Annotated in this window: 20 protein-coding genes; 4 read left to right on the forward strand and 16 right to left on the reverse strand. The window is 71.4% G+C overall.

The window, feature by feature from the left end:
* Positions 1-102: 102 nt before the first annotated feature.
* The 8 genes from OG276_RS16970 to OG276_RS17005 form a co-directional block, all read right to left on the reverse strand.
* A complete protein-coding gene (locus OG276_RS16970) occupies positions 103-516 on the reverse strand; it encodes a DUF3151 domain-containing protein (RefSeq protein ID WP_266906342.1) in 414 nt (137 codons plus the stop codon).
* A gap of 123 nt (positions 517-639) precedes the next feature.
* Entirely contained in the window at positions 640-1,662 is a 1,023-nt protein-coding gene (gene fbaA, locus OG276_RS16975; RefSeq protein WP_112446238.1) for a class II fructose-bisphosphate aldolase, read from the reverse strand.
* Positions 1,663-1,916: 254 nt separating this feature from the next.
* A complete protein-coding gene (pyrE, locus tag OG276_RS16980; RefSeq protein ID WP_266906345.1) occupies positions 1,917-2,480 on the reverse strand; it encodes an orotate phosphoribosyltransferase in 564 nt (187 codons plus the stop codon).
* A gap of 21 nt (positions 2,481-2,501) precedes the next feature.
* A complete protein-coding gene (locus tag OG276_RS16985) occupies positions 2,502-3,290 on the reverse strand; it encodes an aldose 1-epimerase (RefSeq protein ID WP_266906347.1) in 789 nt (262 codons plus the stop codon).
* 66 nt (positions 3,291-3,356) lie between these two features.
* The gene (locus OG276_RS16990) at positions 3,357-4,262 is read right to left on the reverse strand and encodes a CoxG family protein (RefSeq protein WP_266906349.1); all 906 of its coding nucleotides are present in this window, start codon (positions 4,260-4,262) and stop codon (positions 3,357-3,359) included.
* A gap of 75 nt (positions 4,263-4,337) precedes the next feature.
* A complete protein-coding gene (locus OG276_RS16995) occupies positions 4,338-5,996 on the reverse strand; it encodes a polyamine aminopropyltransferase (protein ID WP_266906351.1) in 1,659 nt (552 codons plus the stop codon).
* A gap of 228 nt (positions 5,997-6,224) precedes the next feature.
* Positions 6,225-6,806 (reverse strand): DUF2617 family protein, encoded by a 582-nt coding sequence (locus OG276_RS17000; protein WP_266906353.1) that lies wholly within the window; start codon positions 6,804-6,806, stop codon positions 6,225-6,227.
* A gap of 377 nt (positions 6,807-7,183) precedes the next feature.
* Positions 7,184-7,426, reverse strand: a complete 243-nt coding sequence (locus tag OG276_RS17005) for a hypothetical protein (protein ID WP_266906355.1) — start codon at positions 7,424-7,426, stop codon at positions 7,184-7,186.
* Positions 7,427-7,554: 128 nt separating this feature from the next.
* Here OG276_RS17005 and OG276_RS17010 point away from each other — a divergent pair, with 128 nt between their 5' ends.
* Complete coding sequence (locus OG276_RS17010) at positions 7,555-8,739, forward strand: pyridoxal phosphate-dependent aminotransferase (protein ID WP_266906357.1); 1,185 nt, start codon at positions 7,555-7,557, stop codon at positions 8,737-8,739.
* 100 nt (positions 8,740-8,839) lie between these two features.
* Positions 8,840-10,027, forward strand: a complete 1,188-nt coding sequence (locus OG276_RS17015; protein WP_266906359.1) for a mannosyltransferase family protein — start codon at positions 8,840-8,842, stop codon at positions 10,025-10,027.
* Positions 10,028-10,066: 39 nt separating this feature from the next.
* On the opposite strand, the gene OG276_RS17020 is transcribed toward OG276_RS17015, so the two are convergent.
* Positions 10,067-10,624: a YbjN domain-containing protein gene (locus tag OG276_RS17020; RefSeq protein ID WP_266906361.1), complete on the reverse strand. Its 558-nt coding sequence runs from the start codon at positions 10,622-10,624 to the stop codon at positions 10,067-10,069.
* A gap of 212 nt (positions 10,625-10,836) precedes the next feature.
* Positions 10,837-13,437: an ATP-dependent chaperone ClpB gene (clpB, locus tag OG276_RS17025; RefSeq protein WP_266906363.1), complete on the reverse strand. Its 2,601-nt coding sequence runs from the start codon at positions 13,435-13,437 to the stop codon at positions 10,837-10,839.
* 100 nt (positions 13,438-13,537) lie between these two features.
* On the opposite strand from clpB, the gene OG276_RS17030 reads away from it, so the two are divergent.
* On the forward strand, positions 13,538-13,984 hold the full coding sequence (locus tag OG276_RS17030; RefSeq protein ID WP_266906365.1) for a pyridoxamine 5'-phosphate oxidase family protein: 447 nt from the start codon (positions 13,538-13,540) through the stop codon (positions 13,982-13,984).
* A gap of 195 nt (positions 13,985-14,179) precedes the next feature.
* Here the strand turns inward: OG276_RS17030 and OG276_RS17035 are convergent, their stop codons facing one another.
* Together OG276_RS17035 and OG276_RS17040 are read right to left on the reverse strand one after the other, a co-directional pair.
* Positions 14,180-14,491 carry a (2Fe-2S)-binding protein gene (locus OG276_RS17035; RefSeq protein WP_266906367.1) on the reverse strand — a complete coding sequence of 104 codons (312 nt, stop codon included), beginning with the start codon at positions 14,489-14,491 and terminating at the stop codon, positions 14,180-14,182.
* A complete protein-coding gene (locus OG276_RS17040) occupies positions 14,491-14,751 on the reverse strand; it encodes a hypothetical protein (protein WP_266906369.1) in 261 nt (86 codons plus the stop codon). The genes OG276_RS17035 and OG276_RS17040 overlap by 1 nt, the downstream gene beginning before the upstream one ends.
* An 84-nt stretch (positions 14,752-14,835) precedes the next feature.
* Between OG276_RS17040 and OG276_RS17045 the strand changes: the two genes are divergently transcribed.
* Positions 14,836-15,843 carry a helix-turn-helix transcriptional regulator gene (locus OG276_RS17045; RefSeq protein ID WP_266906371.1) on the forward strand — a complete coding sequence of 336 codons (1,008 nt, stop codon included), beginning with the start codon at positions 14,836-14,838 and terminating at the stop codon, positions 15,841-15,843.
* A 180-nt stretch (positions 15,844-16,023) separates the two neighbouring features.
* On the opposite strand, the gene OG276_RS17050 is transcribed toward OG276_RS17045, so the two are convergent.
* The 4 genes from OG276_RS17050 to dnaK all read right to left on the reverse strand — a co-directional run bounded on the left by OG276_RS17050 (position 16,024) and on the right by dnaK (position 20,259).
* Positions 16,024-16,476, reverse strand: coding sequence for a helix-turn-helix domain-containing protein (locus OG276_RS17050; protein ID WP_266906373.1), 453 nt, complete (start codon positions 16,474-16,476; stop codon positions 16,024-16,026).
* A 1-nt stretch (position 16,477) separates the two neighbouring features.
* Complete coding sequence (gene dnaJ / locus OG276_RS17055; protein ID WP_266906375.1) at positions 16,478-17,671, reverse strand: molecular chaperone DnaJ; 1,194 nt, start codon at positions 17,669-17,671, stop codon at positions 16,478-16,480.
* A 72-nt stretch (positions 17,672-17,743) separates the two neighbouring features.
* Entirely contained in the window at positions 17,744-18,412 is a 669-nt protein-coding gene (grpE, locus tag OG276_RS17060; RefSeq protein ID WP_266906377.1) for a nucleotide exchange factor GrpE, read from the reverse strand.
* Complete coding sequence (dnaK, locus tag OG276_RS17065) at positions 18,412-20,259, reverse strand: molecular chaperone DnaK (protein WP_266906379.1); 1,848 nt, start codon at positions 20,257-20,259, stop codon at positions 18,412-18,414. Before dnaK ends, grpE begins: the two co-directional genes overlap by 1 nt.
* Positions 20,260-20,454 lie beyond the last annotated feature (195 nt).

Consider the following 20,454-nt stretch of genomic DNA (forward strand, 5'->3'; position numbering starts at 1 on the left):
GCTTCAATAGTCAGTGGCGCACGTCACCTTCCGCGACCGGGCGGGCCCCATGCGGGAACCCGCCCGGTACGGGCGCAGAAGGATCACGCCTCAGGCACGGCCTCAGACGGCGAGGACGTCCGCGGCCGTCTCGGAGGAGTCGCGCAGGAAGGTCGAGCAGCGCTCGTACTCCTCCTTCTCGTCGATCGCGCCGGCCGCGCGGGCCAGGGCGTTCAGGGCGCGCAGGAAGCCGCGGTTCGGCTCGTGCTCCCACGGCACCGGGCCGTGGCCCTTCCAGCCGGCGCGGCGCAGCGCGTCCAGGCCGCGGTGGTAGCCCGTACGGGCGTACGCGTACGACTCGACCGTGCGGCCGGCCGCGAAGGCCTCGTCGGCGAGGAGCGCCCAGGCGAGGGAGGAGGTCGGGTGCGCGGCGGCCACCTCGACGGCGGGGGTGCCCGCGGCGACGGCCGCGATGCCCGGCTCGTCGGGGAGGTGGGTGGGGGCGGGGCCCCCGAGGAGGTTCTGGTGAAGAGACATGCCCACAGTCTGGGGGATGCGGGCACGCGGGCACGCAGAAGGGCCCGGCCCCGCCGTCCGTGGACGGCGGAACCGGGCCCTTCCGGGAAGCCGCTGCTACTGGAGCTGCCGCGTGAGCCGCTGCTACTTGAGCTTGGTGCCCGTGGAGCGCAGGTTCGCGCAGGCCTCGGTGACGCGCGCGGCCATGCCGGCCTCGGCGGCCTTGCCCCACGTGCGGGGGTCGTACTTCGACTTGGTGCCGACCTCGCCGTCGACCTTCAGGACCGCGTCGTAGTTGCGGAACATGTGGTCCACGACCGGGCGGGTGAAGGCGTACTGGGTGTCGGTGTCGAGGTTCATCTTCACGACGCCGTTCTCCAGCGCGGTGGCGATCTCCTCGGCCGTGGAGCCCGAGCCGCCGTGGAAGACGAAGTCGAACGGGGAGGACTTGCCGTACTTCTCGCCGACGCCGGCCTGGAGGTCCTTGAGGAGCTCGGGGCGCAGGACGACGTTGCCCGGCTTGTAGACGCCGTGCACGTTGCCGAAGGAGGCGGCCAGCAGGTAGCGGCCCTTCTCGCCCAGGCCCAGGGCCTCGGCGGTGCGCAGCGCGTCGTCGACGGTGGTGTACAGCTCGTCGTTGATCTCGTGGCTGACGCCGTCTTCCTCGCCACCGGTCGGGGTGATCTCGACCTCGAGGATGATCTTCGCGGCGGCGGCCTTGGCGAGCAGCTCCTGGCCGATGGCCAGGTTGTCGGCCAGGGTCTCGGCGGAGCCGTCCCACATGTGCGACTGGAAGAGCGGGTTGAGGCCGCGGGCCACGCGCTCGGCCGAGATCTCGATCAGCGGGCGGACGTAGGTGTCCAGCTTGTCCTTGGGGCAGTGGTCCGTGTGCAGCGCGACGGTGATGTCGTACTTGGCGGCCACGATGTGCGCGAACTCGGCCAGGGCGGCGGCGCCGGTGACCATGTCCTTGTTGTACTGGCCACCCAGGAACTCCGCACCACCGGTGGAGATCTGGATGATGCCGTCGCTCTCGGCCTCCGCGAAGCCGCGCAGTGCAGCGTGCAGGGTCTGGGTCGAGGTCACGTTGATCGCCGGGTAGGCAAACTTGCCTGCCTTCGCCCGGTCGAGCATCTCGTTGTAGACCTCGGGGGTTGCGATGGGCATCTGTCCGCTCCTTGGATGTGCGGGGAGTGTGCTTATTGCGGGCCCTGACCTGGGGGCGACGTTGCCGTCGTGCCCATCTTTCCAGACTCGGGGGCACACTCCACCTCCGTGACGGCACCACGCGGCCCGATCCGGGTGGAGTGTTTCACGTGAAACACTCCACCCGAACAGAAAACCGCAGGTCAGGACCTGCTTACGGACTCCTGAGGACCTAAGTCACCAGTTGTGCGGAAGCACGACCCACTGTCCGAGGGTTAGGACAAACCGAGGTCGTCCAGCTGATAGCCGGTGAGGTAAGGCAGCCCCGCGGCCGCGATGGCGTCGGCCGCGCCGCGGTCGACGATCGTCGCGACGGCCACGACCTCGCCGCCCGCCTCGCGGACCGCCTCGACGGCGGTCAGCGGGGAACCGCCGGTGGTCGAGGTGTCCTCGACCACCAGGCAGCGCTTGCCCTTCACGTCGGTGCCCTCGATGCGGCGCTGCATGCCGTGCGCCTTCTGCGCCTTGCGGACGACGAAGGCGTCCAGGCGCGCGCCGCGCGCGGCGGAGGCGTGCAGCATCGAGGTGGCAACCGGGTCGGCGCCCAGCGTCAGGCCGCCGACGCAGTCGAACTCCAGGTCGGCGGTGAGGTCGAGCATGACCTGGCCGACCAGCGGGGCGGCCTCGCCGTCCAGGGTGATGCGGCGGAGGTCGATGTAGTAGTCGGCCTCGCGGCCGGAGGAGAGGATCACCTTGCCGTGCACGACGGCCTTGTCCTTGATCTGCTGCAGAAGCGCATCGCGTGTGGCTACCGCCATTACTTCGTTGACGTCACTCATGGCCCCGAGCTTAATTGGGCCCTACCCGAGCCGCCGCCACGTCCACGTCGTGGAGATCTCCAGCGGGTCCACGGGGGTGACCAACTGGGGGAGGCTGTTCAGTCCGTTCGGCGGGCCCGACTGCGGTTCCACGCAGACGGCCTCGGGCTCCTCGTCGTAGACGACCACCCATTCGGAGCGGCTGGTGACCTTCAGCTCCAGGGCGTCGGGCCACGTGAGGGTGACGTCGACCCCGTACGGCATGCCGAAGCAGTCGTCCCAGGGGCCGGGCTTGGGGTCGATGCGGTTGCCGGTGGGGAGGTGGTCGGCGCCGCGCTCCTCCTGCCAGGCGGCCTCGAAGTCGATGCGTACGTCGGCCCCGCCGCCGGCGAGGTTGCGCAGGAACCAGGGGTGCCAGCCGGCCTGCGCCGGGAAGGAGTCACCGTAGGTCTCGATGCCCATCGTCAGGGTCAGCGCGTTCTCGCCGAGCTCGAAGATCTGGGTGACCAGGCCCTCGTACGGCCACGGGTCGGCGAGCGGGTACGTGAAGGCGGCCTCGGTGGCGGTGGCCCGGGCGGGGCGCCAGGCGGCGTCGCGGCCGAAGCCGTGGATGGCGTGCGGCGGGTGGTTCAGCGGCAGCTGGTGCAGGGTCGCGCCGTCCTGGAACTGCCCGTCCCTGGTCCGGCCGCACCACGGGACCATGGGGAAGGACCCGTAGTGGTCCCCCTGCCGCAGCAGCTCCGTCCCGTCGATGCGCAGACTGCTGATCCGGCAGCCGTTCTGCTGGTCGATGGTCACCTCGGCGCCGCCGGCGCGCAGTTGCGTACTCATGCCATGACCTTAGTCAGCCCGGCGGGGTGTTCAGGCCCGCGCCGGGAAGCGGGCGCGTTCCCCGGGTCAGCGTCGGCGGCGCAGGGCGCGGCCCAGGAGGACCGCCGAGGCCACGGCCACGGCCGCGGCCGGGGCGATCCAGCGGAGGTTGGCGTTCGCGGAGGCGGAGGTCGGGGCCGGGACCGGGGCGTAGCGGCCGCGCGGGGGCGCGTGGTCGACCTCCTCCGCGCTGCGGCCGATCATCGTGCGGCGGGCGTGCGCGGCCTCGGCCGGCGGACGCGGGGGGCCGCCGAGGTCCCCGAGGTCGGCCATGCCTTCGAAGGTGCCCTCCAGGAACGGGTCCAGGGACGGGGGCGGGACGTCGGTGTCGAACACGGACGCGGTGACCTCGGTGAACCCGGGGCCGGGGTCCTCGTGGTCCGAGTCAGCACCAGAGTCAGAGCCAGAGCCAGAGCCAGCATCAGAGTCAGAGTCGACGTCGGCGTGCACGTCGGAGTCGGCGGCGGTGTCCACCGCTGCTTCGCCCGCCCCGGCGGTGCCGTCGACCGCGAGGGCCGCGAGGTGCCCGGCGGCGCGGTCCAGGAGGCGGTGCGCGGCCGTGGCGGCCGCGTCGGGGGCGAAGGCTGCGGCGCGGCCGTCGGCGGCGGACTCTGCGGTGAACTCCAGCCGGGTGCCGCCGTCCGCCTCGGTCAGGCGCAGCACGAGGGAGAGCTTCACGGTCCCGCTCCCCCGCACCTCGGTGCCCTCGCCCGCGAGGGTGAAGTGGTCCGGGTCCTGCTCGGTGACGGCGAGGGTGCCGCGGTAGGTGACGGTGTGCCCGCCGACCCGCACCCTCAGCCGGCCGGACAGCGGCCCGGCCTCGGTATCGGCGTCCTGCTGGAGCCCCGGCACGCATCGCGCCAGCCGGGCGGGGTCGCGCAGCACGGCGCGGACGTCGGCGGAGGGGACCGGTACGAACACCTGATGCTCCATGCGGACGAGCCTACCGACGCGACCGCCCGGCCACGAGTACCCCGGCCATGCGTACCCGGGCTACGAGCACTCCGGCTACGAGTACCTCGGGTGCGGCAGCGTCGACGGCGGGAGGCCCGCCACCCGGGTGCTCTCCGTGTCCCGGGCCGCGTCGGCCAGGGACTGCGTGGACAGGGACCGCAGGACGGGCGTCTCCCGGTCCACCCGCAGCCGGGGCACGCCCTCGCGGGCCGCCAGGACGAAGCCCCAGTCCTGCGGGAGCTTCGCGGCGGCGGCGGACGCGGAGCCCGCGCCGAGCACCCGGTCGGGGCCGGCGGCGAAGCCCGAGAGGCGGCCGCCCGCGCTGTAGGGGGCGGTGCGCAGGCCGGCCGCGCGCAGGGTGGCCTCGACGGTCCAGTAGGTACGGGGCCTGGTGCCGGGCGGCCCCGCGTGGACGGCGAGCCGCCCGCCGGGGCGCAGGGCCCGCGCGGCGAGCCCGTAGAACTCCTGCGAGTACAGCTTCGTGCTGGGGGTGATCCCGGGGTCGGGCAGGTCGGAGACGATGACGTCGAAGCGGGCCCGGGAGGCGGGTGCGCGCAGCCAGCGGAAGGCGTCCTCGGTGACGACGCCGAGGCGCGGGTCCTCGTACGCCCGCCCGTTCAGCGCGGAGAGCATCGGGTCGGTCCGGGCGAGCCGCACGACTCCGGGGTCGAGTTCGACGACGGTGACGGAGGCGACGTCGCGGTAGCGCAGCACCTCGCGGGCGGCGAGGCCGTCTCCGCCGCCGAGGACCAGGACGCGGGTGTGCGGGCCGGTCATCGCGGGGTGCACGAGGGCCTCGTGGTAGCGGTACTCGTCGTAGCCGCTGACCCGCAGGCGGCCGTCGAGGAAGAGGTCGAGGGAGCGCGGTGAGCCGTTCGGGGGACCGGTGAGGACGAGTTCCTGGACTCCGGTCTGGACGGCGACGCGGACCTCGCCGCCGTAGACGGCGCGGCGGGCGACGCGTTCGAAGTCGTCGGCGAGGACCGTGGCGCAGCCCAGGACGGTGAGGACGGTGACGTTGACGGCGACGAGCAGCCAGCGGGCGCGTCGGCTCAGGTCCCGGCGGAACAGCCACAGGACGAGGCCGCCGCCGGCGATGACGTTGACGGTGCCGGTGAACATGGCGCCGGTGAGCTGTCCGAGGACGGGCAGCAGCAGGAAGGGGAAGGCGAGGCCGCCGACGAGGGCGCCGACGTAGTCGGCGGCGAACAGGTCGGCGACGGCGCCGCCCGCGTCCTGTCTGCGGATGCGCTGGATGAGGACCATCAGGAGCGGGATCTCGGCGCCGATCAGGACGCCGATGGCGAAGGAGAAGGCGACGAGGGCGGGCCGGGACTCCCCCAGCCAGGCGAAGCTGGCGTAGAGCGCTATGGCGGAGAGCCCGCCGAGCAGGGCGAGGCCCGCTTCGACGAGGGCGAAGCCGAAGGCGGGGCGGGCGCGCAGGGCCTTGGCGAGCAGGGATCCGACGCCCATGGCGAAGACCATGACGGACAGCACGACCGACGCCTGGGTGACGGAGTCGCCGATGAGGTACGAGCCGAGGGCGAGCAGCTCCAGCTCGTATACGAGCCCGCAGGCGGCGCAGACGAACACGGTGGCCAGGACGAGGAGTCGGCCGGTCCTGGGCCGTACGGGCAGGGCGGCCGGGACGCGGGCCACACCGCGCGGCTCCGGAGCCGAAAGCACCCCGCGCGGGGCGGAACGGTCGATCATGAAGCGAACCGTACGTCACCGCCTGCTCGCATCCGGTCACCCACATGGGTGTAAGTGGCGCACTGGTTCGGGCAGTTGGCGTAACCGCTCGGCAACTCCGCGACCCCCGCGACCCCAGGGCCCCCGGATCGGCGCCGGCGCCCGGCCGGGACGCCCCCTGGGGCCCGGCCGACTCGGCCTGGCGCTGCGGCCGGAAGGGTTCACCGGGTCGCGACGCCCGGCACGGCGCTAGATCAGCACCGGCGCCTGGGCGCCCAGCTGCACGGCGCCCGCCGCGTCCACGCCCGCACCGGCACCCGTCCCCGCGGCCCGTACGCCGACCCGGGTGCGGGTGGCCACCAACTGCCCTTCCTGCGGGTACGCGTGCCAGGTCCGCCAGCGCACCTGGCCCTCGTAGCGCTGCGCGAGCATGGCGGTGAAGGCGTGCGGGCTGCCGGGGAAGGTGCCGGCGAGCCCGTTCGGGTGGTCCGCGACCAGCGCGAGCAGTTCCTGCGCGCGCCCGGCGAAGGAGCCGCGCGAGAGGTTCTCGACCCGCGCGGCGAACTCGTACTCCCAGTCGCCGACGCGCTTGGCCACGCCGAGCGGAAGCGGGGTGCTGCTGCCGGGCATACAGGCGACGGTCTCGGAGCAGAGCACGTCGCCCTCTTCCAGGAGTACCTGGTGGGAGGCCCCGAGCAGGCGCAACTCCACTTTCGCTCCACCCAGTTCGAGGTTCAGTACGGCCAGGGCGGGCAGCCGCTCCCGACCCAGGGCCCAGGCGAGATCGGCGGCACGCGTGTCGGTATAGGTGGTCTGGAGGGTCGTGAGCATGAGTCGGCTCCGCAAACGCGCGAGGGAGATGGGCCGGGGCCCGCCAGCGGTAGTCAACGGGTGGGGGGACACCGGCACGGGTCCACAGGAAGTCCAGGGAGGTCCGAGGACTGGTCTACTCAACCGAGGGAATCATGAAAGGCACGGCACTCACAGCGTTTTTACCCAAGTTGCAGGGGTTTACATCCCCTCGGGGGCTACCCAGTTCACGTGTTCAACGACATGCCGCCCGTACGCCGTAATGCGCGGCCGTGACGTCCGAACAAGAAGACGCCCGACGGAAGTTGTGCCCGGCGGGCGCCTCACCTATGCGGGACGCGGTACGAAGGTGGTCCGGAGGCTGAAGCCATGGAGCCATGCCTCCATGCTGCCCCGTCTCAGCTGGAACCGCATCCTCCGCCGCCGCCGCAGGACGAGGAGGAGCCACAGCTGGACGAGGAGGAGCCGCACGAGGAGGAACCCCCCGAGTCGCCCCCGGCCCACCAGCCCCCGCCGCCGTCACTGCCGCTGCTGCGGCCACGGCTGCCGCCGACGCTCCGGCCGCCGGCCCCGCTGACCTTGGCCACCAGCCCGACGATCACCACGGCCGCCACCACGAAGATCACTATTCCGAGGATCATCCCCCGACCCCTCTCTGCTCCCCCGGTTGCCCGGGGTGCGGGATCCCCTTCGTCCCGCGTGCTGGGGGGATGCCCGTGCCGTACACGGCCCAAAGCACACTTGAGCAAGTCCAGAGCTTCCCCGCAGGATGGCGCCCATGAGCGCTCCCGCACGCACCAACCGCCCCTTCCTCAACCGCAAGCTGGCGGCCTTCGGCACCACGATCTTCGCGGAGATGTCCGCACTGGCCACCGCCACCGGGGCGATCAACCTCGGCCAGGGCTTCCCCGACACCGACGGCCCCGCCGAGATCGCCGAGGCCGCGGTGCGCGCGATCCGCGACGGCCGGGGCAACCAGTACCCGCCGGGCCCCGGCGTGCCGGAGCTGCGTACGGCGATCGCCGCCCACCAGCAGCGCTTCTACGGCCTCGCCCACGACCCCGACACCGAGGTGCTCGTCACCGCCGGAGCCACCGAGGCCATCGCCGCCTCGCTGCTGGCCCTGCTGGAGCCGGGCGACGAGGTCATCGCCCTGGAACCCTTCTACGACTCCTACGCCGCCTGCATCGCGATGGCAGGGGCCGTCCGGGTGCCGCTGACCCTGCGCGCCCCCGACTTCCGCCTCGACGTGGACGCGCTGCGCGCGGCCGTCACCCCGCGCACCCGCCTCCTGCTCCTGAACACCCCGCACAATCCGACGGGCACCGTCCTGACCCCCGCCGAGCTGGCCGCGGTGGCGGAGCTGGCCGTCTCCCGCGACCTGCTGGTCATCACGGACGAGGTGTACGAGCACCTGGTCTTCGAGGGCGTCCACACCCCGCTGGCGAGCCTGCCGGGCATGCGCGAGCGCACCGTCACCATCTCCTCCGCCGGCAAGAGCTTCTCCTTCACCGGCTGGAAGGTCGGCTGGGTGACGGGGACGCCCGAGCTGGTCACGGCGGTCCGCTCGGCGAAGCAGTTCCTGACCTACGTGTCCTCGGGCCCGTTCCAGTACGCGATCGCCGAGGCCCTCGCCCTGCCCGACTCGTACTACGACTCCTTCCGCGCGGACCTGGCCGCCAAGCGCGACCTCCTCTCCGACGGCCTCGCGGCGGCCGGCTTCGAGGTCTTCCGCCCGCAGGGCACCTACTTCGTCACCACCGACATCACCCCGCTCGGCGAACACGACGGCCTCGCCTTCTGCCGGGCCCTGCCGGAACGCTGCGGCGTGGTGGCCATCCCGAACCAGGTCTTCTACGACGACAAGGCCGCCGGCGCCAGCCACGTCCGCTGGGCCTTCTGCAAGCGCACCGACGTCCTGGAGGAGGCCGTGGAGCGGCTGCGGCGGCTCTGAGGGCGGGGCCCGGGGGCTCGGGGGGCTCGGCAGCCCTGTAGTCGTAGGGTTTGCCCATCGTGGCGACTCCGATCGGGAGCACCCCAGAAAGTCGGGACGCATGGCGACGGAAACGCTGTCGAACGGCGCACGGCCCGGGCGGCGCACCGGGCTGTCCGGCCGGGCCGGGCGGGTGCCGGGCGCCGTGCTCGCGCTCGGGGTGTACGCGGCCGTGCGCGCGGGCGGGGTGCTCGCGGTCGCCGTGGTGGCCTGGTGGACCGGGCGCAGCCCCGTACGGGTGCTCGGGGAGTCCTGGGACTCCGTCTGGTACCTGCGGATCGCCGAGCACGGCTACGGGCGGACCCAGATCTATCCCGGCATCGGGTCCGTGCAGAGCGACTCCGCGTTCTTCCCGCTCTACCCCGTCCTGATCCGCTGCGCCTCGCTCGTGCTGCCCGGCTCGCTGACCGTCGCCGCGCTGGCCGTCGCCTGGATCGCCGCGGGCGCGGCCGCCGTGGGGGTGTACCGGGTCGGGGGGCACCTGCTGGGGGCCCGCGCCGGGCTGCTGCTCGTCGCGCTGTGGGCCTCGGTGCCGCACGCCCTCATGCTGACCCTCGCCTACACCGAGGCCCTGCTGGCGGCCTTCGCCGCCTGGGCCCTGTACGCCCTGCTGCGCGGCCGCTGGGGCTGGGCGGCGGGGCTGGCCGTGCTCGCGGGGCTGACCCGGCCCACCGGGATCGCGGTCGCCGCCGCCGTGACGGCGGCCGCCGCGTACGAGATCTGCCGGCGGCGGGGCCGCGCACCCGCGGCGGTGTGGGCCGCCGGGCTGGCCGCTCCCGCGGGCTGGGCCTCGTACGTCCTGCTCGTCGGCGTGCGCCGGGGGGATCCGCTCGGCGGCTACTTCGCCGTCCAGAGCGGCTGGGGCTCGCGCTTCGACTTCGGCGCGGGGGCGCTGCGCTCCGCGCGGCACGCGCTGTCCGGTATCGGGCAGGTGGAGCTGGCCACGACGGTGACGGTGGTCCTGCTGACGGCCGCGCTGGTGCTCGCCGGGCTGCTGGCGGCCGACCGCCGGATCCCGCTGCCGCTGCTCGTCTACACGGGCGTGCTGCTGGCGATGACCTACGGCGGCGCGGGCTTCTTCGAATCGAAGCCGCGCTTCCTGCTGCCCGCGTTCACCCTCCTGCTGCCGGCGGCGGCCCTCATGGCGAAAGCCCGGCCGCGCACCGCGGTCGTGGTGACCGTGGTGCTGGCCGGGCTCTCGTACGGATACGGGCCGTACCTGCTGCTCGCGTCCGGGGTGGCGCCGTGAGGGTGGCGCCGTGAGGGGTCGGGCGCGGACCGCGAGGACCTAGTTGGTCTCGCCGGCGCCGTCTTCGCCTTCGCCCTCGGACTTCTCGTCCGCGGAGTCGACTTCCTTCTCCAGGCCGAACTGCTCGACGAGCCACTTGTCGAACTCGATCGACGCGCGGACCCAGCTGACCGTGGAGGACACGAAGTGCTCCAGGTTCACGCCGGTGCCGATCAGCATCTGCGCCTCGCCGATCAGGCGGACGGAGCCGTCGTCGTGCGTGTGGCTGTAGACCTTGGGCCACAGCGTGCGGCGGTTCCAGTCGTCGATGGACTCGAGGAGCTGAGCCTTCTCTTCGATCTTGTGCGGGCGGTCGTAGAAGGTCCGCACGGAGAAGACCTGCTGCTCGTCCTCGCCGCGGAACATGAAGTACGTGCGGAAGTCCTCCCACGGCGCCGCGAGGTCACCCTCGTCGTCGACGACGTACTTGAGCTCCATCTGCTCCAGGAGCTGCTTGACCAGGTCCTGGTCGGGGACGACGGGGCCCGCCGGTCCTGTGGCCTGCGGATCGGGCTGCTGCCCTCCGAAGTTCGGAATCGAGGCCGGGTCGATGCTCACCGTGTGACTTCCCTTCGTGCGGATGCCGCCATCCTCCCCCATCGCGCCCACCCCGTGTCCACCCCGGAAGGCGCCGATCCGCGCAGGGCGGACAGGAGTAGGGCCCGGGTAAGCCGGACCCCGGGGATCCCGGGGCCCGGCTGAGGCGGTATTGCGGCGGATTGCAGCGCCTTGTTACTGCCGGGTCGCTACAGCGCCCCGCCCGCCGGAAGCTAGAGCGCCTTGCCCACCAGAAGGCCGTCGCCCGCCACGGCGACGCGGACGGTGTCGCCGTCGCGGATCTCGCCCGCGAGGATCTCCTTGGCCAGGCGGTCGCCGATGGCCGTCTGGATCAGGCGGCGCAGGGGGCGGGCGCCGTACGCCGGGTCGTTGCCCTTGTCCGCCAGCCAGGCCAGGGCCTCGGGGGTGACGTCCAGGGTGAGGCGGCGTTCGGCCAGGCGCTTGGCCAGGCGGCCGATCTGGAGCTCGGCGATGTGGGCCAGCTCGGCCCCGCTCAGGGCGGAGAAGACCACCAGGTCGTCGAGGCGGTTGAGGAACTCCGGCTTGAAGGTGGCCCGCACCACGTCCAGGACCCGGGCCTTCTTCTCGTCCACAGCTGTGGACGGATCCATCAGGAACTGGCTGCCCAGGTTCGAGGTCAGGATCAGGATGGTGTTGCGGAAGTCCACCGTGCGGCCCTGGCCGTCCGTGAGGCGGCCGTCGTCGAGGACCTGGAGCAGGACGTCGAAGACCTCGGGGTGGGCCTTCTCGACCTCGTCCAGGAGGACCACGGAGTACGGGCGGCGGCGGACGGCCTCCGTCAGCTGGCCGCCCTCCTCGTAGCCCACGTACCCGGGCGGGGCGCCGACGAGGCGGGCCACGCTGTGCTTCTCGCCGTACTCCGACATGTCGATGCGGATCATGGCCCGCTCGTCGTCGAAGAGGAAGTCCGCGAGGGCCTTGGCCAGCTCCGTCTTGCCCACGCCCGTCGGGCCGAGGAAGAGGAACGAGCCGGTCGGCCGGTCCGGGTCCGCGATGCCCGCGCGGGTGCGGCGTACGGCGTCGGACACGGCGCGCACGGCCTCGCCCTGGCCGATCAGGCGCCGGCCCAGCTCGTCCTCCATACGGAGCAGCTTCTGGGTCTCGCCCTCCAGCAGCCGGCCCGCCGGGATCCCGGTCCAGGCGCCGACCACGTCCGCGATGTCGTCCGGGCCGACCTCGTCCTTGACCATCGCGTCTTTGGATCGTCCGGTCTTGGAGACCTCGGCTTCGGCCTCGGTGGCCTCCGCGAGCTCGTGCTCCAGGGCCGGGATCTCCCCGTAGAGGAGCTTGGAGGCGGTGTCGAAGTCCCCGTCGCGCTGGGCGCGCTCGGCCTGGCCGCGCAGGTCGTCCAGGCGCTCCTTGAGCTCGCCGACCCGGTTGAGGGACTGCTTCTCCTTCTCCCAGCGGGCGGTGAGGCCCCGCAGGTCCTCCTCCTTGTCCGCGAGGTCCTTGCGGATCTTGTCGAGGCGCTCGCGGGAGGCGGCGTCGGACTCGTTGTTCAGGGCCAGCTCCTCCATCCGCAGCCGGTCGACCGAGCGCTGGAGCTCGTCGATCTCCAGTGGGGAGGAGTCGATCTCCATGCGGAGCCGGGACATGGACTCGTCGACGAGGTCGATGGCCTTGTCGGGCAGGAAGCGGGAGGTGATGTAGCGGTCCGAGAGGGTGGCCGCGGCCACGAGCGCGCTGTCGTTGATGACGACCTTGTGGTGGGCCTCGTAGCGGCCCTTGAGCCCGCGCAGGATCGCGATGGTGTCCTCGACGCTCGGCTCCGCCACCAGCACCTGCTGGAAGCGCCGCTCGAGCGCCGGGTCCTTCTCGATCCGCTCGCGGTACTCGTCGAGGGTGGTCGCGCCGACCATGCGCAGCTCGCCGCGGGCCAGCATGGGCTTGAGCATGTTGCCCGCGTCCATGGAGGAGTCCCCGCCGGCGCCCGCGCCGACGACCGTGTGCAGCTCGTCGATGAAGGTGATGATCTGGCCGTCGCTGGACTTGATCTCCGCGAGGACCGTCTTGAGCCGCTCCTCGAACTCGCCGCGGTACTTGGCACCGGCCACCATCGCGCCGAGGTCCAGGGAGACCAGCCGCTTGTTCTTCAGGGACTCGGGGACGTCGCCCTTGACGATGCGCTGGGCCAGGCCCTCGACGACGGCGGTCTTGCCGACGCCGGGCTCGCCGATGAGCACCGGGTTGTTCTTCGTACGCCGCGAGAGCACCTGCACGACGCGGCGGATCTCGTGGTCGCGGCCGATGACCGGGTCGAGCTTGCCCTCGCGGGCGGCCGCCGTGAAATCGGTGCCGAACTTCTCCAGGGCCTTGTACTGGCCCTCGGGGTCGGGGGTGGTCACCCGCCGCCCTCCTCTTGAGTTCTCGAAGGCGGACAGCAGCTTCTTCGCGGTCGCGCCCTGTGCGGAAAGGAGCTCACCGGCCGCGCCGCCCTTGGCGGCGACGGCGATGAGCAGGTGTTCGGTGGAGAGGTACTCGTCGCCGAGCTTCCCGGCCTGCGCGTCGGCCTCCGCCAGTACGGCGAGCAGCTCGCGGGTGGGCTGCGGGGGCGCGACCGTGGAGCCCGTGACGCTGGGCAGGGCGGCGAGCAGGCGGTCCGCTCCGGCGCGTACGGCGGCCTGGTCGGCGTCGGTCGCGGCGAGCAGGTCGGTGATGTTCTCGTTGTCCTCGCCGGCGAGCAGCGCCAGCAGCAGGTGCGCGGGCGTCAGGTCCGCGTGCCCGTCCTTGACGGCCCTGGTGGTGGCCGCGTTCAGCGCGTCCCGGCTCCTGTTGGTCAGCTCGGCATCCACGTGCGCCTTCTCCCTTCCCTCTCCTGTGTGTGCTTTACATGAGTAACCTGCACAAAGTTGAGTCTATTCCACTCAAGGTGGAGGGACGTACCCTTCGCGCATGTCGACTCCCAGCCCGGCCGGCACGGCCCGCACCGCTCATGACGTACTCAACCCGACGCCGGAGTACCTCGCCTTCTGGCGGGAGCGGCACATATGCACGCTGACCACGCAGCGTCCGGACGGCAGCCCGCACGTGGTCCCGGTGGGCGTGACCTACGACCCGGAAGCCGGACTGGCACGGGTGATCACCAACAAGGGCAGCAAGAAGGTCCGCAACGTGCTGGCGTCGCAGGAGGGCCCGCAGGGCGGGGCCCGGGTGGCGGTGTGCCAGCTGGAGGGGCGGCGCTGGGCGACCCTGGAGGGCCGCGCGGTGGTCCGTACGGACGAGGCCGCGGTCGCGGAGGCGGTACTGCGCTACGCGGAGCGGTACGGGCGGATGCCCTCGCCGAACCCGGACCGGGTGGTCATCGAGATCACGCTGGACCGCGCCATGGGGCGCGCGTAGCCGGTGGCCGCGGCGGCGTCCGGATCCGCAGCCGGTGCGGCGTCCGGATCCGCGGCCGCGGCGGTGTCCGGATCCACGATGTCCGGTTCAACCCCTGGACACGAACATCACAGCGACGCCATCGTGGTCAGGTCCACGATGGCGTCGCTGTGTGGGGGTAGTGCCTGAGCGATCTGCGACGACAGGGGAATCGCTTCAGGCACTGCGGGGGGTGGCGGCGGATTCGGGCTCGAAAAGTTGATGATCACGCTGGTCCAGATTGACGAAGACCATGCCGTACCGGATCTCGCAGCGGACGGGCTGCGGAGCGCCCCGGGGACGGCGCAGACAGCGGTAGGCGCGGACGTCCTCGTCCTCTTCCCGCACCACGATGATCGGCTGGCCGAAGAGGGTGACCTTCAGCGAGTCGCCGGCGTAAGGAATGGCGCTGGTGAGATCGATGAATTGCCAGCCGGAGCGGTAGGCCGATGCCATTTCACGGCGGAAGCCATGATCGTCGGGGGTCATCAGGAGACCCTCGCCGGCGTGGAGTCCCAGCCGATGTCCGTGGGCGCCGAGTCCCACCCGATGTCGCCCATGGGCATGGAGTCCCACCCGATATCCGTATTGCCCGCCTGCACCGATGCCGGGTTCGACCCCGACGCGGCTCGCACGCTATCCGCATCCCCAGTGGCGGCACTGATTGCCCCAAAGACCGCAACGGCGGAGAAAACAACGGCAAGCGCCGAGCGAAGCATTCTCTTGTACATGGTCGGCTTCGTCCTCACTTGATGGAATCCTCTCCCCCGCGTGTCAGACGATGGCTTATTCAGGCACGCCGGTGCCACAGGGACGATGCATCATGTTCTTACATGTTCAGGACCCTGGGGGGTGGAGATTTGCCCAATACAGCCACAAACCCGACACATCCCCACCCGGTCACCAGCATGTGCACCGAGGGAACACGGCTCTACGCGGCGGCCCTGAGCGCCGGCCGCGTGGCCCGCAGCGAGGTCGTCAACGTCCCCTGCCTGCTCGAATTCGGTCTCTTGCGCTCCGATCCCGATGACGCGAACCAACTCCGAGCGGTTCCCCCCTCCGTCGCACTGGCACAGCGGCTCCATCCCCTCGAAAAGGAGATCCAGGACCGGCGCCGCAGCGCCGTGGACCTCACCGATGCTTTCGAGCCGTTCCTCGCCATCAGCGCCCGGAGCCCCGCGAACACCCACGCCATCACCGCGCACGAAGGCCTGGAGCAGATCAACGCGGCGCTCGATCTGGCCACGGCCGAGTGCCACACCGAGGTCCTGACGATCCAGCCGGGCGGGGGCCGCTCCCCCTTCGTCCTGTCCCAGTCGCTGGAGCGCGGCACCAACGTGATCGACCGCGGGGTGAGCATCCGCACGTTGTACCAGCACACCGCGCGGCACAGCCAGAGCATGCTCGCCTACGCGGACCGCGTCTCCACCGGCAAGGTCGAGATCCGCACCCTCGAAGAACTGATCGAGCGCCTCATCATCTTCGACCGTAGCGTGGCCTTCATCCCGGCCCGCGACGACCGGCGTGTCGCGCTGGAGCTGCGCCACCCCGGAGTCGTGGCGTACCTCATCAAGGTTTTCGAGCAACTGTGGCGCCGGGCCGTGCCGTTGGGCGACGAGGTGACCTACGAGCACACGCCGGCGGGGATCTCCGGCGTGCAGCGATCCATCGCCCAGCTCCTCATCGAGGGGCACGTGGACGAGGCCATCGCGCGCCGGCTGGGGATGAACGTACGGACCTGCCGCGCGCACATCGCCAAGCTCGCCTCCGCCCTGGGCAGCGGCAGCCGGGCCCAGCTCGGCTTCCTCATCGCCCAGTCGGGCATCCTCGACGACAAGTAGCCGCCGCGGGCCCGGACCGCCGCCGTGGGGCCGGCAGGAGGCCCTGAGCGGCCTGGAAGCCTGGACGGGTGTACGGGTGGGCCCGGAAACGAGAAGAAGGCCCCGATCCGGTGGATCGGGGCCTTCTCTTCGTTCGCGGCGTCGCCGGTCCGGCAGTCCGCCGGTCCGGCAGTCCGTCGGTCAGTCCATCGGGCGCTTGGGCGCCGGACGCCAGACGACCAGGGCGCTGCCCGGCTGCGGAGCCTGGTACGGGACCAGGTCGCGCCGGTACGAGGCGTGCACTTGGGCCTCGCGCTGCTGGAGGACGGCGGCGGCTCCGTCGACGGCGCTGGAGAGCTCGGCCACGCGCTGCTGGAGCGCGGCGACCTGGTTCTCCAGCTCGATGATCCGCTTGATGCCGGCCAGGTTGATGCCCTCTTCCTGGGACAGCGCCTGCACCGTGCGGAGCAGTTCGATGTCACGGGCCGAGTAGCGCCGGCCGCGCCCGGCCGTACGGCCCGGGGAGACCAGGCCGAGGCGGTCGTACTGGCGAAGGGTCTGCGGATGCAGGCCCGAGAGCTGGGCGGCCACCGAGATCACGTAGACCGGGGTCTCATCGGTGAGCTGGTAGTGGCTCCTACGGCGGCCGTCCATGTCATGCTCCCTTCGCGGACTCGAACAGAGCGGAGCGCGGGTCCTCGGACTCCGTCGCCTCGCGGTACAGCTCCATGGCCTCGCGGGCCTTGTCGTTCAGCTCGGTCGGGACCGCGACCTCCACCGTCACGAGCAGGTCGCCGCGGGTGCCGTCCTTGCGGACCGCCCCCTTGCCGCGGGCCCGCATCGTGCGGCCGCCGGGGGTGCCCGGGGGCAGCTTCAGCGTCACCGAGGGGCCGTTCAAGGTCGGGACCTTGATGTCGGCTCCCAGCGCCGCTTCCGCGAAGGTCACCGGAACGGTCACCGTGAGGTTGTCGTCCTTGCGGCCGAAGACCGGGTGCGCGTCCACGTGCACGACCACGTACAGATCGCCGGCCGGGCCGCCGCGCTCGCCCGGAGCACCCTTGCCGCGCAGCCGGATCCGCTGGGAGTCGGAGACCCCCGCCGGGATCCGGACCTGCATGGTCCGGGAGCTGCGGGCCCGCCCGCTGCCCTTGCAGATGTCGCACGGGGTCTCGGCGATGAGGCCGCGGCCCTTGCAGTCCGCGCAGGGGTCGGTCAGCGAGAAGCCGCCGCCGCTGCCGCGCGAGACCTGGCCGGTGCCGACGCAGGTCGGGCACACGCGGGGCGTGCCGTTCTTGTCGCCGGTGCCCGAACAGGCCTTGCAGGGCGCCTGCGAGGACATCCGGAGCGGGACCGTGGCCCCGTCCACCGCCTCCGTGAAGGAGAGGGTGACCTCCGATTCGATGTCCTGGCCGCGGCGCGGCTGGGTACGGGTGCCCGCACCCGCGCCGGCGCCGCCGCGGTTGAACAGGCCGCCGAAGACGTCGCCCAGTCCGCCGCCGCCACCGCCGAAGCCGCCGCCCGCGCCGCCCTGCTGCTGGCCTCCGAAGAGGTCGCCGAGGTCGAAGTTGAACGAGCCGCCGCCCCCGCCGGGACCGGGGCGGAAGCCGCCGTTCCCGAACAGGGCGCGGGCCTCGTCGTACTCCTTGCGCTTCTTGGCGTCGCCGAGGATGTCGTTCGCCTCGGAGATCTCCTTGAAGCGCTCCTCGGCCGAGGCGTCGCCCTTGTTGGCGTCCGGGTGGAACTCGCGGGCGAGCTTCCGGTACGCCTTCTTGATCTCGGCCTCGGTGGCGTCCTTCGGGACACCGAGGACCTTGTAGTAGTCCTTCTCGACGAAGTCCTTCGTGCTCATCCCCGGTGTCCCTCCTCTCGCGCTACTTCTTGTCCTGCGTGTCCTGCGTGTCGTGCAAAGGCCGCCGCAACGTCAGCCCTTGTCGGGGGCATCCGCGTCCTTGTCCGACGCGGACTCGCCTTCCGCCGCCTCGGACTTCGGCGCCGCGCCCGGCTGGGGCTCGGCCACCGCGACCCGCGCGGGACGGATCGTACGCTCGCCGATCCGGTACCCCGGCTGCAGGATCGCCACGCAGGTGTCTTCGGTGACGTCCGGCGCGTACGAGTGCATCAGGGCCTCGTGGATCGTCGGGTCGAAGGGCTCGCCCTCCTTGCCGAACTGCTGCAGACCCATCTTGGCCGCGGCGGTCTCCAGCGATTCGGCCACCGACTTGAAGCCGCCGACCAGCTCGCCATGTTCCCGCGCCCGGCCGATGTCGTCCAGGGTCGGGAGCAGCTCCGTCAGGAGGGACGCGACCGCGATCTCCTTGACGGCGATCCGGTCCCGCTCCACCCGGCGGCGGTAGTTCTGGTACTCCGCCTGGAGCCGCTGGAGGTCCGCGGTGCGCTCGCCGAGCGCGGTACGGGCCTGGTCCAGCTGGGCCAGCAGAGCGACATCCGGTGCTGCTGCGGAGTCCCCGGCCGGGGCCGCGGCCTCCTCCTTGGAGGAAGCTGCGGCCTTCGACTCGGCGGCGTCGTCGTCAGGCGCGGCGTCGGCGGGGACTTCGGGCTTCTCGTCGAAGCCCGGGGTCTCCTCCGACATCAGGCCGCGCCGCCCTTCGGCTTCTCGTCGTCGACGATCTCGGCGTCGACGACGTCGTCGTTGGCGTCGGCCTGGCCGGCGTCACCGGTCGGCGCGCCACCGGCGGCCTGGGCACCGGCGTCGGCGTAGATCGCCTGGCCGAGCTTCTGGCTGACGGCGCCGAGCTTCTCGGTCGCGGTGCGGATCTCGGCGGCGTCCTCGCCCTTGAGCTTTTCCTTCAGCTCGTCGATGGACGCCTGGACCTCGTCCTTGATCTCGGCCGGGACCTTGTCCTCGTTGTCCTTGACGAACTTCTCCGTCTGGTAGACGAGCTGCTCGCCCTGGTTGCGGGACTCGGCCGCCTCCTTGCGGCGGGAGTCCTCGTCCGCGTACTGCTCCGCCTCCTGGCGCATGCGGTCGACCTCGTCCTTGGCGAGGGAAGAGCCGCCGGTGACGGTCATCTTCTGCTCCTTGCCAGTGCCCAGGTCCTTGGCAGTGACGTGCATGATGCCGTTCGCGTCGATGTCGAAGGAGACCTCGATCTGCGGGACGCCACGCGGGGCCGGCGGCAGGCCGGTCAGCTCGAACATGCCGAGCTTCTTGTTGTACGCCGCGATCTCGCGCTCGCCCTGGTAGACCTGGATCTGTACGGACGGCTGGTTGTCCTCGGCCGTCGTGAAGATCTCGGACCGCTTGGTCGGGATCGTGGTGTTGCGCTCGATGAGCTTGGTCATGATGCCGCCCTTGGTTTCGATACCCAGGGACAGCGGGGTCACGTCGAGGAGCAGGACGTCCTTGACCTCACCCTTGAGAACGCCCGCCTGGAGGGTCGCGCCGAGGGCGACGACCTCGTCCGGGTTGACGCCCTTGTTGGCGTCCTGACCGCCGGTGAGCTCCTTGACGAGCTCGGCGACGGCCGGCATGCGGGTGGAGCCGCCGACCAGGACCACGTGGTCGATCTCGGACAGGTTGATGCCCGCGTCCTTGATGACGTTGTGGAACGGGGCCTTGCAGCGGTCGAGCAGGTCCGCGGTGAGCTGCTGGAACTGCGAGCGCGTGAGCTTCTCGTCCAGGTGCAGCGGGCCCTCGGCGGAGGCCGTGATGTAGGGCAGGTTGATCGAGGTCTCCGTGGAGGAGGACAGCTCGATCTTCGCCTTCTCGGCGGCCTCGCGCAGACGCTGGAGCGCCATCTTGTCCTTGGCCAGGTCGACGCCGTGACCGTTCTGGAACTGCTTCACCAGGTAGTCGACGACGCGCTGGTCCCAGTCGTCGCCACCGAGGTGGTTGTCACCGTTGGTGGCCTTCACCTCGACGACGCCGTCGCCGATCTCCAGGAGGGACACGTCGAACGTGCCGCCACCGAGGTCGAAGACGAGAATGGTCTGGTCGTCCTTGTCGAGACCGTAGGCCAGGGCGGCGGCAGTCGGCTCGTTGACAATACGCAGGACGTTCAGGCCCGCGATCTCGCCGGCCTCCTTCGTCGCCTGGCGCTCGGAGTCGTTGAAGTAGGCCGGGACGGTGATGACCGCGTCCGTGACCTTCTCGCCCAGGTACGCCTCGGCGTCGCGCTTCAGCTTCTGCAGGATGAAGGCGCTCATCTGCTGCGGGTTGAAGTCCTTGCCATCCAGGTTGATCTTCCAGTCAGTGCCCATGTGGCGCTTGACGGAGCGGATGGTGCGGTCCACGTTCGTGACCGCCTGGCGCTTGGCCACCTCGCCGACGAGGACCTCGCCGTTCTTGGCGAAGGCGACGACGGACGGCGTGGTCCTGGCGCCCTCGGCGTTGGTGATGACGGTGGGCTCGCCGCCTTCCAGAACGCTGACGACGGAGTTAGTGGTGCCCAGGTCGATGCCGACCGCACGTGCCATTTTGATTCCTCCAGCTGACTTGAGTGGAACAGACTCAAGCGTGCCCCAACCCCTCCGCCCCTGTCAACAGAGGTGAGTCGAGGGGGCTCAACCTTTAAGCCACCCTTACGCGCAATCACGCGCCATTCGGCGTGTGAGGCGCGGAGCCCGGGGCGGAGCCCCGGCAGCGGAGCCGCACCCGAACGGGGCACCACG

Origin of the sequence: Streptomyces sp. NBC_00086 (assembly GCF_026343255.1) — a bacterium.
GTDB lineage: Bacteria > Actinomycetota > Actinomycetes > Streptomycetales > Streptomycetaceae > Streptomyces.